The sequence below is a fragment of the Tepidibacillus sp. HK-1 genome (genome assembly GCF_001748485.2).
GTDB lineage: Bacteria > Bacillota > Bacilli > Tepidibacillales > Tepidibacillaceae > Tepidibacillus_B > Tepidibacillus_B infernus.
In genome coordinates this window covers 1-16,771 of sequence record NZ_BDGM02000012.1, presented here as the reverse complement: position 1 = coordinate 16,771, position 16,771 = coordinate 1, and the positions used below count along the sequence as shown (strand labels likewise).

General features: G+C 36.2%; 13 protein-coding genes. All 13 read left to right on the top strand.

The window, feature by feature from the left end:
• Positions 1–6 precede the first annotated feature (6 nt).
• The 13 genes from treC (at position 7) to BEN26_RS07540 (ending at position 16,654) form a co-directional block, all read left to right on the top strand.
• Positions 7–1,686, top strand: coding sequence for an alpha,alpha-phosphotrehalase (gene treC / locus BEN26_RS07600; RefSeq protein WP_069799123.1), 1,680 nt, complete (start codon positions 7–9; stop codon positions 1,684–1,686).
• 383 nt (positions 1,687–2,069) lie between these two features.
• Positions 2,070–3,734: a glutamine--tRNA ligase/YqeY domain fusion protein gene (locus BEN26_RS07595; protein WP_069799125.1), complete on the top strand. Its 1,665-nt coding sequence runs from the start codon at positions 2,070–2,072 to the stop codon at positions 3,732–3,734.
• Positions 3,735–4,076: 342 nt separating this feature from the next.
• Positions 4,077–5,462 carry a glycine--tRNA ligase gene (locus BEN26_RS07590; protein WP_069799127.1) on the top strand — a complete coding sequence of 462 codons (1,386 nt, stop codon included), beginning with the start codon at positions 4,077–4,079 and terminating at the stop codon, positions 5,460–5,462.
• Positions 5,459–6,850 (top strand): UDP-glucose dehydrogenase family protein, encoded by a 1,392-nt coding sequence (locus BEN26_RS07585; RefSeq protein ID WP_399168189.1) that lies wholly within the window; start codon positions 5,459–5,461, stop codon positions 6,848–6,850. The genes BEN26_RS07590 and BEN26_RS07585 overlap by 4 nt, the downstream gene beginning before the upstream one ends.
• 71 nt (positions 6,851–6,921) lie before the next feature.
• Positions 6,922–8,094 carry a hypothetical protein gene (locus BEN26_RS07580; protein WP_069799132.1) on the top strand — a complete coding sequence of 391 codons (1,173 nt, stop codon included), beginning with the start codon at positions 6,922–6,924 and terminating at the stop codon, positions 8,092–8,094.
• A 181-nt stretch (positions 8,095–8,275) separates the two neighbouring features.
• The gene (locus BEN26_RS07575) at positions 8,276–9,226 is read left to right on the top strand and encodes an NAD-dependent epimerase/dehydratase family protein (protein ID WP_069799134.1); all 951 of its coding nucleotides are present in this window, start codon (positions 8,276–8,278) and stop codon (positions 9,224–9,226) included.
• Complete coding sequence (locus BEN26_RS07570; RefSeq protein WP_069799136.1) at positions 9,223–10,161, top strand: lysylphosphatidylglycerol synthase transmembrane domain-containing protein; 939 nt, start codon at positions 9,223–9,225, stop codon at positions 10,159–10,161. Before BEN26_RS07575 ends, BEN26_RS07570 begins: the two co-directional genes overlap by 4 nt.
• Positions 10,158–11,669 (top strand): alkaline phosphatase family protein, encoded by a 1,512-nt coding sequence (locus tag BEN26_RS07565; RefSeq protein ID WP_068726783.1) that lies wholly within the window; start codon positions 10,158–10,160, stop codon positions 11,667–11,669. Before BEN26_RS07570 ends, BEN26_RS07565 begins: the two co-directional genes overlap by 4 nt.
• On the top strand, positions 11,629–12,375 hold the full coding sequence (locus BEN26_RS07560) for a glycosyltransferase family 2 protein (RefSeq protein ID WP_069799138.1): 747 nt from the start codon (positions 11,629–11,631) through the stop codon (positions 12,373–12,375). The genes BEN26_RS07565 and BEN26_RS07560 overlap by 41 nt, the downstream gene beginning before the upstream one ends.
• Before the next feature lie 75 nt (positions 12,376–12,450).
• Entirely contained in the window at positions 12,451–13,212 is a 762-nt protein-coding gene (locus BEN26_RS07555) for a hypothetical protein (RefSeq protein ID WP_069799140.1), read from the top strand.
• A gap of 17 nt (positions 13,213–13,229) precedes the next feature.
• Positions 13,230–14,741: a glycosyltransferase family 39 protein gene (locus BEN26_RS07550; RefSeq protein WP_181482240.1), complete on the top strand. Its 1,512-nt coding sequence runs from the start codon at positions 13,230–13,232 to the stop codon at positions 14,739–14,741.
• 149 nt (positions 14,742–14,890) lie between these two features.
• Positions 14,891–15,826, top strand: coding sequence for an FTR1 family iron permease (locus BEN26_RS07545; protein WP_069799146.1), 936 nt, complete (start codon positions 14,891–14,893; stop codon positions 15,824–15,826).
• Positions 15,827–15,940: 114 nt separating this feature from the next.
• A complete protein-coding gene (locus BEN26_RS07540; protein WP_069799148.1) occupies positions 15,941–16,654 on the top strand; it encodes a PRD domain-containing protein in 714 nt (237 codons plus the stop codon).
• Positions 16,655–16,771: the final 117 nt, after the last annotated feature.

Sequence of the window (16,771 nt, the reverse complement as noted above, 5' to 3'; positions counted from 1 at the left end):
TTAATATTGGAACAACCTTGGTGGAAAAAATCCGTTGTATATCAGATCTATCCAAAGAGTTTTAAAGATACAACTGGAAATGGAATCGGTGACTTACAGGGGATTATCGATAAATTAGATTATTTAAAAGAATTAGGAGTAGATGTGATTTGGTTAACCCCGATCTATGAATCTCCGCAAAAAGATAATGGATATGACATTAGTGATTATTATCGAATCAACCCAGATTATGGGACAATGGAAACATTTGAGATATTATTACAAAAAGCCCATGAAAAAGGCATCAAAATCATTTTGGATATTGTAGTTAACCATACTTCAACAGAACATACCTGGTTTAAAGAAGCTTCTTCTGCAAAAGAGAATCCCTATCGAAATTTTTATATCTGGAAAGATGGGGAAAATGGTGAGCCGCCAAATAATTGGAGTTCTAAGTTTGGTGGGAATGCATGGAAGTATGATGAGAAGACAGGGCAATACTATTTGCATCTTTTTGATGTGACACAAGCAGATTTAAACTGGGAAAATCCTCAACTCAGGGAAGAAATTTATCAAATGATGAATTTTTGGTTAAATAAAGGGGTAGATGGCTTCCGTTTAGATGTCATCAATCTTATTTCCAAAAATCAATCATTTCCAAATGATACGTATCAAACCCCAATAGACGACGGGCGAAAGTATTATACAGATGGACCACGTATCCATGAGTTTCTAAAGGAAATGAATCGTAAAACTTTTTCCCGTTATCCTGAGATGTTAACGGTAGGGGAAATGTCTTCTACTTCTATTGAAAATTGTGTAAGGTATACGAATCCGGAAGAAAAAGAATTGAGTATGACTTTTAGCTTCCACCATTTAAAAGTGGACTACCCAAATGGCGAAAAATGGGTAAAAGCTGATTTTGATTTTATTAAACTAAAGAAAATTCTTAGTGAATGGCAATACGGGATGAGTCAGGGGGGTGGTTGGAATGCGCTATTTTGGTGTAACCATGACCAACCTAGAGTTGTCTCCCGTTTTGGGAATGATCGGGAATATCATAAAGAATCAGCCAAGATGTTAGCAACGGCTCTACATTTATTACAAGGAACCCCTTATATTTATCAGGGAGAAGAAATCGGAATGACCAATCCCAATTTTGATGATATTGATCAGTATCGCGATGTAGAATCGATCAATGCTTATTACTCATTAAAAAATCAGGGGAAATCCGATAAAGAAATCATGGCTATATTAAAACAAAAATCGCGTGATAATTCCCGTACACCAATGCAATGGAATACAAATGAACATGCTGGGTTTACTTCTGGAATTCCGTGGATTGGAGTAGCTTCCAATTACAAAGAGATCAATGTGGATCAAGCTTTAACTGATAAGGACTCTATCTTTTTTCATTACCAAAAGTTAATACAATTACGAAAAGAGCATGATGTCATTGCTTATGGCGATTTTCAATTAATTCTGGAAAATCATCCACAAATTTTTGCCTATATTCGTTCATATCATAATAAAAAACTTTTAGTGATAAATAATTTTTATTCGCAAGAAACCGTTTTTGAGTTACCTGAGGGTATAGAGCTAACTGGAGAATCTAGTATTCTTATCTCGAACTACCAAGATACAGAGAATCGATTTGATCAACTTAAATTAAGAGCATATGAATCTGTAGTATTTTATATAAAATAGACGTTAAGAAATGGGGGCTTTTTAAAGTCCCCATTTCCTTTCTCAAAGATTAAGAAAGTATAACTTTCTTCCATCTGTCATTTAAGGGTTTGTATATTCCATAAGCTGCGACATAGCGTGACTAGCAGCTTTAGCTGTGTAGCACGACTTGTACACTTTGTGTGCCTTCAGAAGTGCCCTTCTTTCCGTAATCTTTATTCATAGAAGGGCACGGATGACGGAGCGCGATGGAATATACAAACCTTTTTTATAAAGAAAGAAAAAATCGGAAAAAATAGTGTAACATAATAGATAAACATATATAGAAAATATTTGCTTTTTGTGCGATTTGTGATATATATACATGTGAATGCCATGCAATGGAATAAGAAAGGTTGAGAAGAATGGAAGAAAAGAATAGTCCTTCTAATTTCATAAGAAATATCGTAGTTGAAGACTTGAAGACTGGCAAGCGGGATCAAATCATCACTAGGTTTCCACCAGAGCCTAACGGCTATTTACATATTGGCCATGCCAAATCGATCGTATTAAATTTTGAATTAGCAGATGAATTTAAGGGTAAGACCAACTTACGGTTTGATGATACAAACCCATTAAAAGAGGATACTGAATACGTTGAGGCAATTAAAGAAGATGTAAAATGGCTTGGTTTTGAATGGGACGGACTTTTTTTTGCCTCTGATTATTTCGAAGAAATGTATAATCGAGCAATCATCTTGATTAAAAAAGGTTTAGCTTATGTAGATGATTTATCAGCAGAAGAAATAAGGCAAACTCGTGGAACACTAACTGAGCCTGGAAAAGAAAGTCCATATCGAAATCGTTCTATTGATGAAAATTTGGATTTATTTGAACGGATGCGCAAGGGCGAATTTAAAGATGGAGAAAAGGTATTAAGGGCAAAGATTGATATGGCCTCGCCTAATTTAAATCTGAGAGATCCAGTTCTTTATCGTATTTCACATGCTACACATCACAATACGGGTGATAAGTGGTGTATTTATCCGATGTATGACTATGCTCATCCTATCGAAGATGCGATTGAAGGAGTTACCCATTCTTTGTGTACATTAGAGTTTGAAGACCATCGTCCTTTATACGATTGGGTAGTGAGAGAAACAGAAATGGAGCATCAACCACAACAAATTGAATTTGCTCGTTTAAACTTAACCAATACGGTGATGAGTAAAAGAAAACTAAAGCTTTTAGTTGATGAAAAGATTGTGGATGGCTGGGATGATCCACGTATGCCTACCATTTCTGGACTTAGAAGAAGAGGATATACTTCGGAATCGATTCGCAATTTTGTTAGAGAGATTGGGGTCGCTAAGGCAAATAGTAAAGTAGATGCTCAAATGTTAGAACATTTTGTTAGAGAAGATCTAAAATTAAAAGCGCCAAGAACAATGGGTGTGCTAAGACCATTGAAAGTAGTTATCACGAACTACCCAGAAGATCAGGTAGAGATGTTAGAAGCAGAGAATAATCCAGAAAATCCAGAGATGGGTAATCGGCAGATTCCATTTTCTAGGGAGATTTATATTGAACAAGATGATTTTATGGAAAATCCACCAAACAAATATTATCGATTATTCCCAGGAAATGAAGTTCGTCTAAAACATGCATACTTTATTAAGTGTAATGATGTTATAAAAGATCAAAATGGCAACGTCATTGAGCTACATTGTACTTATGATCCAGAAACCAAAAGTGGAACTGGATTTACGGGAAGGAAAGTAAAAGGTACGATTCACTGGGTAGATGCTAAACATGCGGTATCAGCTGAATTTAGGTTATATGAACCATTGATTTTAGAAGAAGATCAAGAAGAAGGAACAACCTTTCTCGATCATATCAATGCTAATTCTTTAGAAGTGGTACATGGATTTGTTGAACCAAATATGAAGGAAGCAAAAGTTCAAGATAAGTTCCAATTTTTTAGACATGGATATTTTAATGTCGATCCAAGATATACAACAAACGAGAACTTAGTCTTCAATCGTATCGTATCATTAAAGAGCTCATTTAAACTTGAAAAGCATAAATAATGTGAACCTATTTGCGTAAATGGGTTTGACTCTTCTATTTAAATTTTGTATGATTAACATCAAAATAAGCATAATGTAAATGGTAACGATGAAAGGACAATAGTAACTGAAATCCTTTTTTAAAGCGAGCTAGGGAGGGTGAAAGCCTGGCAAAAAGATTCAGTGAAACGGCAGTCTGGAGTTGCTTTTGAAAAGAGGATGCACATCTGTGTATCAACTAGGGTGGAACCGCGGGAATATCAACTCTCGTCCCTAGGCTTGGTGGCCTAGAGGCGAGAGTTTTTTCGTTTCGTGGAGCCCCTCAAAGTAATTGGAATAGTAATAGATAAGGAGTGAATGAAAATGAATGTAACAATGGAGCAAATTGTCGCCCATGCTAAACATCGTGGTTTTATTTTTCCAGGATCAGAAATTTACGGTGGACTAGCGAATACATGGGACTATGGTCCACTAGGAACCGAATTGAAAAACAATATTAAACGAGCATGGTGGAAAAAATACGTGCAAGAATCCCCTTATAATGTCGGTCTTGATGCAGCTATTTTAATGAATCCGAGAACCTGGGAAGCTTCTGGACACCTTGGTAATTTTAATGATCCAATGATCGATTGTAAGGACTGTAAAGCGAGGCATCGGGCGGATAAGTTAATCGAAAATGCCTTAGACGAAAAAGGAATCGAAATGGTCGTTGATGGATTACCATTTGAGAGAATGGAACAATTGATTAAAGAACATGATATCGCTTGTCCAGAGTGTGGAAGTCATAATTTTACCAATATCCGTCAGTTTAATTTAATGTTTAAGACCCACCAAGGGGTTACAGAAACAAGTACGAATGAAATATACTTACGTCCAGAAACAGCACAAGGAATTTTTGTGAACTTTAAAAATGTACAGCGAACCATGCGCAAAAAGCTTCCCTTTGGTATCGCTCAAATCGGTAAAAGCTTTCGTAACGAGATTACTCCAGGGAATTTTACCTTCCGTACACGTGAATTTGAACAAATGGAGCTTGAGTTTTTCTGCAAGCCAGGTGAAGAATTAAAATGGTTTGATTATTGGAAGCAATATGCAGAAAAATGGCTACTCAGCCTAGGAATGAAAAAGGAAAACATCCGGATGCGCGATCATTCAGAAGAAGAATTGTCTCATTATAGTAATGCAACCACCGATTTTGAATATAAGTTTCCATTTGGTTGGGGCGAATTATGGGGTATTGCTTCCCGTACAGATTATGATTTGAAGCAGCATATGCAATATTCTGGTGAAGACTTCAACTATATCGATCCAGAAACCAATGAACGTTACATTCCTTATTGTATTGAACCTTCTCTTGGAGCGGATCGTGTAGCATTAGCTTTCTTTATCGATGCTTATGATGAAGAAGAACTTGAAGATGGAACCACACGTACTGTAATGCACTTCCATCCAGCACTTGCTCCATACAAAGCTGCGATCCTGCCATTATCGAAAAAACTATCGGAAGAGGCTAAAGGTATCTTTGAAGAGCTTTCAAAATATTTCATGGTTGATTTTGATGATTCAGGTTCAATCGGTAAACGTTACCGTCGCCACGATGAAATTGGTACACCGTTTTGTATTACTTACGACTTTGATTCAAAGCAAGATCAGATGGTTACAGTGCGAGATCGAGATACCATGGAACAACAACGAATTCCTATTGCTGAATTAAAGGAATACCTAGAAAAGAAGGTTCAGTTTAAATAGAAGGTGAACAAAAATTGAGAATTACAATGATTGGAGCAGGGTATGTAGGTCTTACAACAGCTGCGATTTTCGCTTCTTTTGGAAATGATGTTACCCTCTTAGATATTAATAAGGATAAGATAGAGAAACTGAAACAAGGTGAGGTTCCTATTTTTGAAGAAGGGTTGGGAGAGCTACTGGAGGTGGCTAGACCCAACCTTACCTTTATTTCTTCATGGGGATCGTTTAACTCTAAGACAGAGTTGATTATCATTACAGTTGGGACACCAATGAAGGAAAATGGCGACGTTGATTTAACGTCAGTTGAAAAAGTTGCAAAAAGTATAGGCCAAAAGTGGAGCAATGGAAGTCAACCTATTGTGATCATTAAATCTACAGTTCCTGTTGGCACGACTTATCGTGTTAAAGAATGGATCGAAGAAGAACTGAAAAAACGGGAAATTAACCAAGAAATCTATGTTGCATCTAACCCAGAATTTTTGCGAGAAGGGTTAGCAGTATACGATAGTCTATACCCTGATCGTATTGTAATTGGCACAGATTCTTCCCATGTGCAAGATTTATTAAAAAGGCTATACTCACCAATACTAAATCAGACATTTCCCTTATCCTTAAAGTTGCCTATTCAACAGCCAGATCATCAACCTAAACCGGTATGGCTTGTAACAGAAATTAAAAGTGCAGAATTGATCAAATATGCGGCTAATGCCTTTTTAGCAATGAAAATTTCCTTCATCAATGAAATTGCAAGGTTGGCTGAAAAAGTAGGTGCAGATATCACAGAAGTGGCCGAAGGAATTGGATTGGATCAAAGGATTGGAACAAGCTATCTAAAAGCAGGAATTGGCTGGGGAGGGGGATGTTTCCCTAAAGATACCTCGGCCATTTTAAATCAAGGAAAAGAAAAAGGAATCGAAATGTCATTGGTCAAAGCAACAATCGATGTCAATCAAAAGCAAAAGGAATGGGTCATTTCTAAATTAAAGGAAGCGTTAGGGGATTTAAAAAATAAAGAGATTGGCATCCTTGGCCTTTCCTTTAAGCCAAATACCGATGATATTCGAGGGGCGATCTCAATTGAAATCATAGAAAAATTATTGGAATTAGGTGCAGCTATCAAAGTATATGATCCTATAGCCATCGATAACTTTAGAAAGACATATCCTAAATGGAAGATTAAATATATTAAAAAGATCGAAGAGATTTTTGAGCATAGTCATGCTATTATTCTCGTTACAGAATGGAAGCAATTTAAAACCCTTCCTTATGGCGAATTAGCTAAAAAAATGGAAGATAAAATTATAATTGATGGCCGCAATCTATTAGATATTGCCCCATTAATAGAAGCTGGGTTTCAATATTTCGGCGTCGGGAGAAATTATAGTTGACAATGATTCTCATTATCTTTATAATTTCAGTTAGAGAGAAATGAAAATCATTATCAATTAGGGGGGTTATCATGAAGAAAAAGCTACATATCGCAGTTCTAGCAGGACTTATTGCAGCAAGTGGTGTTTTGGCGGGGTGTAGTTCAACAGAAACTAGCCAAAAAAACATAGAACCACAACAAACGAATCAAACAGAGACACAAAAAGAAGAAAATAAAGAAGTGTCCGTATCTACGATCTATAAAGAAGCAGTAGATGAACTTGCAAAAGCAAACGAAGGACAAACAGTAGATTATCAAAAGGTGATTGACCTTTATACAAAAGAACTTCAACCATTGGTTCAAAAACGTGATGCTGAATTTAATGAGTCTGCTGATCAACAGATCATGGCAGCCTTAGAGGCTGGAAAAAACAACTCAATGGATGGGGTTGTTGTAAAGCAAATCTTTGACAAATTAATGCAAAAGAATTTCTTCTTTACCATTCGTCATGAATTCACTGAAGTAGCAGAAAACTGGGATAATAAAGATAAGGTTAAGGAAGAAATGAAGGAAGCAAAAGAATTTTATGCGATTCTAAAATCTACGGTAGAAAAACGTGATGCAGCTTACCAAACTCAATTAGTTGCTAAAATTGATGCAGGCTTTGCTGAAATGGACAAAGCAATAGAAGCAGGAGATCAATTAGGGTTTCAACTAGGAAAACAAGTTGTTGATAAAACATTGATGAAGACTTTCTATTTAGCTACAGGGGCCTTACCTAATGGTTATGCAAGCAAAATTGCAGCACAAGAAGATGAAAAAGAAGCAAAAGCAGAACAAGCAGAGGGCTGGGCCTTCTATCAAGCTTTAAACGGATATTTAGTGAAAAACGCCAAGGAAGAAGCAGAATTTATTCAAAGCCAATTTGATCTTGCTACAGATGTGAAAGCATTAGATCCTAATGACATCAATAATGCTTTTGTAAGAGGTTTTGCGACGGTTGCTCTTAAAGAATATGAAGAAAGCCAGGAGAATTGGGGCAAAGATAAAGCTGTCATTACAGCTCTTGAAGGAGCACTGTTTATTGATATGATTGATACTGATCTTCAACGAATTCTAGGAGAAGAAGCTTACAATACTTTAAATGAACAAGCCCAAAAGCATCTTGAAGCTACAAAGGCACTAAATCAAGAAGAAGCTAAAAATATTCTAACCGAAATTGAGAAAAGCTTAAACACAGCGATTGAAAAAGCAAGTAAGTAGTGATTAGATTGTTGTAACAAGGGTTTGTATATTCCATCGCGCTCCGTCATCCGTGCCCTTCTATGAATAAAGATTAAGGAGAAGTGGAAGAAAGTTATACTTTCTTATCTTTTTTGAAAAAGCCGCTTTTTGCGGCTTTTTCATTGATGTGAACAAACGTTTATTTTAGAGGTGAGATGGATTGAAAATTTTAGTAACAGGTGGCGCTGGTTTTATCGGCCATCATTTAGCGATCCAACTATTACAAAAAGATCACCATATCATCATTGTTGATGAGCTAAATTCTTACTATTCTCAAGAGAGAAAATTAAAACAGATAGAACGTGTCACACGAATGGGTAAGGTAGATTTTTATCAAGAAAATTTAATAGATGAAAATTTTGTTAAGGAGCTTTTTAAACAGAATGCATTTGATGTAGTGGTTCATCTGGCTGCGATGCCAGGTGTGGCTTATTCCATAGAACATCCAGGAATATACATAGATTCAAATATTAAAGCGACTATAAATCTTTTAAAATGGGCTGGTGAAACAGGGGTAAAACAGGTGATTTTTGCCTCCTCTTCTTCGGTCTACGGTGATCAAGAGGGAACACCTTTATCTGAAGGAATGGCTAATGGCAAAGTAATTTCCCCTTATGCAGCTAGTAAAGTAAGTGGTGAAGCTTTTTGTCATGTCTATCAACAACTTTATGGTTTTCAACTAACGATCTTACGTTTTTTTACAGTTTATGGACCTTTTGGTCGACCAGACATGGCGATATCTAAATTTATCAAGAAACTGTTACAGAGAGAGGAGATTGAGGTATTTGCTCTAGATTCTGCCCGAGATTATACCTATATTGATGACATTATCGCCGGAATCACAAAAGCAATAGAAAGACCAGCAACCAATGAAGTTTATAATCTTGGTTTTGGTCAACCAGTCTCAATGAACAAACTATTACAAGAATTTAAAAAGCATTTTCCACAGTTGAGAATCGTAAAAAAGCCATGGCGTATAGGGGATGTAAAAATGACTTGGGCAGATATTAGCAAGGCAAAGGAACAGTTAGGTTATCAACCAACTACATCGATTGTAGAGGGATTGTCACGTACCATTACTTGGGCAAAGGAACATCAAGAGATTTTATGAAAAGAACACTTTTTCGACTTATCGGCTTTATCTTTTTAATCTTTTTTACCTTTTTAACATTGCGTTATTTCGATGTCGATCTTATTGGAAGGGTTAGTAAGCAACTAATAACCAATCCAACTTGGTTAATCGCCATGTTTGTTGTTTATGGACTGGCTTTTGTTCTTCGGGCATTGGCATGGAAATGGTATTTGAATCAATCCATTCCTCTATCTGTTTACCTTTATGCCTTATTCTATAGTCTCTTTATCAATCATTTGTTGCCACTTAAAGTAGGCGATGCAGTAAGAGTAGGATTGCTAATAAAAGAGAAAAAGGTTCAGTTTGATGAAACTCTTCATTCAGTCGTGGTAATGAGATTACTAGATATGTTTATCTTGGGTCTAATAGCAAATGTTGGTGCATTATTTATTGGTTTCGATCTTTCTATAGGCCTATTTCTGATTGTGCTTACCGGTTTAAGCTTAGGACTCCTTCTCTTTTATTGGTTATCAAAAAGAATGAATTCAGACATTTTGCGAAAACATTGGCAGATGATTCAACAGGCTTTTTCAGGAACAAAAGGAATCTATCTCATTTTGTTTATTACGCTAAGTTGGCTTTTTGAAACGATCGTTGTGTTTGGCGTAACGATGGCCTCGGGGCTTTCTCTATCTTTTCTTGATGCAATTTGGGTTAACAGTTTAACAATCTCTACACAGGTCTTTCATTTTACACCAGGTGGAATCGGCAATTATGAAAGTATGATGAGCTTTGCTCTTTCAAGAGTGGGTTTATCATGGGAGGAAGCCTATAGTATTGCTTTGGTTAGTCATGGATTTAAGTTCTTTTTTTCTTATTTAGTTGGTCTTTACGTCTTATTTAAATACCCGATTCGGATCAGTGAATTAAAGAAGTGGCTAAAAATCAACGAGAAAGGGGCAAATGCAGAATGAAAAAAGCATCCTGGTTTGAGATTATTGCGGCAAGGGGATGGAATTTATTAAATGAGGGAAAACCTTTTACTCCTATTTTTGTAGTAGGGACTTTTTTGCTCTTTCATATTCCCGATTGGTCTACTAGTTCGTTCTGGTCCACTATGGCTTTGAGCATGTTAACCATTTTGCCTCTACTTGTAATTTACTATGTTTATGACTACCCATTGATGCTAAGGAATTATTTATGGATTCCCTTTGTTGTTTCGCTCATTTTATGGAATCAGCTAAATATAGGCCTTTCTTTATTTGCTTTAGGACTCTATTTTTTCTTTACAATCTTTTTTTGGGGAACTTTTTATTACCATTTACGAATCGGTACATCTTGGTTAAATTTTACACGCTTTTGGAAGTTAGTTTTAAAAAATAGCGATTCTACCAGTGGTAATGCTCAAGAACAGATCCCGAAGTTTTTATTGTTGTTATTCTTGTGGGATCGCCAATATTCCTTATTGCAACAGGGTTATACCATTGGCGAGTTAGATTGGATTAGATTATTAGGTTTTGGTGGTTTTGTATTCTTGTTTAGTTGGCTCTTACACCATTATTTGTTTGATTGGAAACCAAAGGAAAGGGAAGGATATACCAAACAATTTTTCACAGAATCAAGTCAAGCTTTAACCAAGAAAGTGATCATGATAATTGTAGATGGGGCAAGAAAAGATCGTTTTGCTGAAGCCAATACTCCTTTTCTCGATCAATTGCGACTAAATGGAACAGAATATACACAAATGGAAACCGTGTACCCTGCAAGAACCGTTGTCTGTTTTTCTTCTATCTTTACAGGGACTTACCCAAAAGAGCATGGAATTAAATCGAATATGGTATGGAAATTAGGAATTAAAGTAGAGAGCGTCTTTGATTCTCTCAGAAAGGTTGGGAAAAAAGGCAGGTTACTAGGAATTGCTCATTTAATCGATGCAATGGCAGATGATGTAGAAAGTGTGACAGCAGTCATGAATAACGATGTAGCAGATCGAAATATTATTGAACGGGCAAAAAAAATAATGAGCGAGCAAAATCCTGATTTATTAGCAGTTCAACTGATTAGTACCGATCAAACTGGGCATAGTCGAGGTTCTTTGTATGAAGAATATAAGCAAAAAATTGAGGAAGCAGACCATTTAATTGAAGAGTTTGTTCATTGGTTAGAAGATAAAGGCATGATGGAAGATACTACGATCATTATTGCTGCTGATCATGGTCAATCAGATGGGATTGGTGGTCATGGCCATTTAGATGAAGGGGAACGATTTGTTCCATTCTTTATGCATGGGCCAAATATTGCAAAAGGGAAACAAGTGGATAAGCGACATTCTTTAATCTCTGTTGCTCCGACCATCGCCTATTTATTAGGTGCGCCATTCCCAGAACATAGCAGAGGTCCTGTTCTAATGGAAGCAATCAAAGAGTTAAAGGGGAACATAAATGAAGAAGCAGAGAGTAATCGTATTTCTACCGGCACATAATGAAGAAGAAATAATTGGCGAAGTTATTGCTAGAATTCCTCGAAATTTTGATTCAAGAATAGATGTGAAAGTACTAGTGATTGATGATGGGTCAGAAGACCAAACCGTCTCTGTTGCAAAAAGGGCTGGTGCTGATTATATTTTTTCGTTCTCAAGCAATCAAGGGTTAGGAGCAGCAGTAAGAAAAGGGCTAGAAAAAGCTCTCTGTTTAGGGGCTGATATCGGCGTTTATATTGATTCAGATAATGAATATCCCCCTGAACAGATCCCTGATCTTTTAGAACCTCTTTTTAAAGGGGAGGCAGATTATATCATAGGGTCACGCTTTTTAGGACAAATTAAGGGCATGAAGCTACATCGACGTTTAGGTAATTACACCTTTACCTTTTTACAGTCCTTATTATTAAGAAAATGGATTTATGATGGCCAATCAGGGATGAGAGCTTTTTCCAAGCAAGCAATGGAGCATGCGGAAATCATTCATGATTACAACTATGCTCAAGTCCTAACTTTGAATTTGGTTCGAAAGGGTTTTAGGCTTAAAGAAATTCCAATTCAATATCAAGTAAGACAAAAAGGAAAGTCATTCATTAAATTTAAAGCTTATTTGACGAAAGTGATTCCAGCCATTTTCAAAGAAATGAGTAGACCTGTACAAAAAGTAAAAATTATCAAGGATGCGCATCAATGGTCAAAAAATAGTTAAATTTATTTGACGATAATAATCATTATCAATTAAAATAGAAAAGGAAGATTTTATCATTTCGAGTGGGGGTTAAAAATGATGAAAACTAGTAACATGGTTGCTTCTTTACTCATGATGCTCATGCTAGTAGCAACATTCATTCCTACAAATGTCAATGCCTATTCTTATGGTAGTCCTAATGAAGATGCAATAGCATCAGCTTATACAGATATGTTAGCAGCATTGAGTAAAGAGCCGAAGGATTTTGCAGCAGTTCAAAACAAATTGAATGAAATTAAACCAGAAATGGTAAAAGAGTTTGGCCAAGAGCAGGTGGATCGGATTCAAAAAGGAATTGATGACAAGGATGCAAATCTAGTGATTTATGAGATGAAGGTTGTGATCGTTCGTAACATTGAAAGACGATTTATCAATATGGGGGAAATATTTGATGATTATGCTCAAGCAAAGGTATTATTAGCTAAAGCGTTTGCTAACTATGAAGCCTTATCCCCAGAAGTTATAAAAGCAGATCCAGAATTAGACCAAAAGATACGTAATGCTTTTGATGAAGCCTTAGCTTCCCTTGGTAATCCTGGATTATTTGGAGTAGGAAAAGTTTCATCAGATCGGGCAAAGTTTGATTCCAATCGGGATCTGATTTTAAATGAGATTAAGGATTTTTTCCAAACAGAAGCAGGATATCAAGGACATACAAAGGGAACTGGACAAACAGATATTGAGGTAAAGGGTGGCACGACAACATGGGCTAACTGGGTTCCATTGTTAATTATTTTATTCGTGATTGTAGGAGCTCTACTCCTTTTTACAAGGAAAGGGAAAAAACGAACTAAATGATAAAAGGGGAAAAATGGTTGATCTTTTTTGCTTTGGGTGTTATTGCAATCCCCCGTTTGCTTTATATCGGCCGCTATCCTGATAGTTGGGATACGGTCGATTTTGCGTTAGGTGTTGTTAGATATGATATCTACAACATGCAGCCTCATTTTCCAGGGTACCCTTTATACCTTTTACCTACAAAATGGATGAACAAGTTGGTGAGTGAACCCATTATTTCACTAAGTCTGGTAAGTGCTATCGCTGGAATCATCATGATACCTCTTATCTATTTCACGATAAAGAATTGGCTAGGGAAAAAGATCGCTCTTTTTACTACAATCCTTTCTGCCGTTAATCCACTGCTATGGCTAATGGCTGAACAACCGATGTCAGATAGTTTGGGGATGATGATGATTTGGGTCGTATTGTGGATTATCTCCCGTACCTTCAATCAATCCTTAACTCAATCCGAGTATCTGCGTACAGGAATCATCGCTTCATTTGTTTATGGATTAGCCATGGGCGTAAGAATCTCTTATTTTCCTTTTGTCGCAGTCCTTTTGCTACCACTTCTCATGTCTAGCTTTGATCTTCAACAAAGGATCAAATGGAGAACTTTATTAAGGCATACTGTATTGATGGCCTTATCACTTTTTTTCGGATTAGCATTATGGTTTTTTCCAGTGGCTTATACAGAAGGGGGACTTCTTCCTTACTTGAGGTTAGGAATTGCTTTTACTTCTGGACATTTTACCGATTGGGGAGGAACTGTATTAACTAGCCCACGTTATCTAGATCGAGTTGAAAGCTTTATCAAACTGATTTGGGTAAGCCTTGGGGGGAAAAGTTGGATTATTTCCTTTTTTCTATTTGGAGGATTGCTATGGATCGTTTATCACTTTTTAAAAGTAAGTAAAAAGATTCGGCTTTTTCCAAAATACTTTCACTTTCAATCGATGAAATCCTACCGTTGTCTACTCTATTTACTTAGTACAATCCCTTATATTCTTTGGGCTTTTATTGGGCAAAATTTAGATAAACCGCGGCATGTTGCAATCTTGATCCCATTCATATTGATAGGTTTTGTATGGAGTCTAGGGAAAATAGGTCGGCTTTCTAAACTGATATTTTTAGGATTAGCTTTCGTTACGATGATTACATCGATTCCATTAGTAGAACAGTATGCAGTTGAAAAACCGCCGATGGTACAACTGGCGAATCAAATCAACCAATCCTATCATCCTGAACAAACAACGATTTTTACCTGGGAAGAGCAAAGGGTGATTCAATATTTATATCCTGATTATCAAACCATTCGTTTAAGGAATCCAGCAGATTTTGAAAATCAAATCCTTATTTATGGGGAGAATCGGCGTATTTTGGTGACGAATGCTGTTTTAGATGGTTTCGGAGAACAGAAGGGAAAGTACGCACCTTATTTAAAACCTGTTTTTCAAACCGAAGCAGATTCATTTCTTTATCCTACTTACTATCAGATCGTCTTATATGAAGCATTGCCAGAGTTATATGAAAAATTAAAGCATTGACAATGAGAATGATTTGCAATAAAATATTTACAAATGATAATGATTATCATTATCGTCATAATAAAGATAACAATATCATAATAGTGAAAATAGCCATATACTTATGATGGGAACGAATCTATTAGATTGTCTTAAGGGGGAAAAGGAGAATGGATTTTCAGGCATTTTTAATCACCTTTAGGGAAGGGTTAGAAGCTTTTCTCATTATAGGGATCATTATTACTTATTTAAAAAAAATGGACCGAGCAAAATATAATAAATGGGTTTGGACTGGTGCATTTGGCGCAGTTATTTCAAGCTTATTAATGGCATTAATCTTTCAGGTAGTTTTGACTGGATTTACCTCAATGGGAAGTCAAAATTATATGAAGTTAGGAATTATGTTAGTCTCAAGCGTTCTTTTAACGCAAATGATTTTTTGGATGAATGAAAACAATAGAGACGTGCATACTAAGACACAAGATAAACTTTCGCAAATCGTCACAACTGGTAGTGTCATTGGCATGGTGACACATGCTTATTTAGTTGTTCTCCGTGAGGGAGTAGAAACGGTCTTCTTCTTTGCAGCTATAACAGGGGGAGATATTACTAGAGCCATTGAAAGTAAAGGCGCCTTGTTTGGTTTAATTCTTTCTGCGGTCATTGCTTATTTAATGTTTAAAGGACTTGTCCGTTTCCCATTAAAAACCTTTTTCAAAATTACTGGTATATTGATTATGATGATTGCTGCTGGATTGTTAGTCCAAGGTATTGGCATGATGCAAGATTTAGGAATCATGGGTAGTGCAATGCCTGAAGTATATAATATTATTGGCTTCATGCCTGAACATCCAATCGATGCCGCACAGTATATTAGAGACACAGGTAAACAACCACTAATCAGTGGCCAAGTAGGAATCTTTATGAAAGCCATGTTTGGTTATTCCCACCACCCATCGATTGAAGAGTTATTAGCGTATTTAGGATATTTTATCGTAGTGATCTTTTGGGTTCGATACACGAACCAACGTAAAGAGGAAAACAAAGCAAACGAGGCAAACATGGAGAATAACTCGTTCAAAGCAAACCATCCAACTGCAGTTTAATTGCTAAATGGAACATTGCTATCCGATAAATGATGAGGATAGCTTTTTCTTTCTGGTAAAACGTTTTCATATCATGTATATTTATTATATAGCACGAAGACAAGGATGAATCTCATGAATGAAGGAAAAAGTTATCTGGTTAAACGAACATTAAATAATAATACGGTTTTAGCAGTAGATGAATCTCAGAAAGAGGTTGTCCTCCTAGGGAAAGGGATTGGTTTTAATAGAAAAAAGGGAGAATGGATTCCCTACGACTCATCAATAGAAAAAATATTTGTTCTCTCCTCCGATAACAATCGAGAAACGATGTTACGGATTTTTACCGAAACTGAAGAAGAGATTATCCATGCCATTAACGATTATATTCAATATATAGAGGACCGATTAGAAGTTAAGCTTACTGAACAATTTCTTGTCTCTTTTATTGATCATATTTCGTTTGCGATTAAACGTTTAAAACAAGGGATACAAATCCAAAATCCATTTTTACATGAAGTTCGTAGCCTTTATCCTGAGGAATATGCTTTGGCTCAAGATGGAGTGAACATGTTAAGTAAACTTTTAAAAATGGAAATTCCTGATGATGAGATCGGGTTTATTACCCTCCATTTGCACAGTGCAAAAACAAAGCAAAGCGTTTCCAAGATGAACCAATTTTCTTCCCTTATTGGTAAATTGATACAAGTGATAGAAAACGAATTGGAAATTAAAATTGATCGAGATTCCATAGATTATGCAAGATTAATCACTCATCTTCGTTTTGCGATTGAAAGGACAGAGAGAAACCAATTTCTTGACCAAGATCATCCATTAACGTATGAGTAAAATTATTGTGGGAGGAAAAACAACCTTATAAGGCAGATAATGGAATCTGCTTGAATAAGAAGAATATTAAGCAGAAAGATGTAAGCAAAAAAATATGGAAAAGAGGGTCTCTCCTTG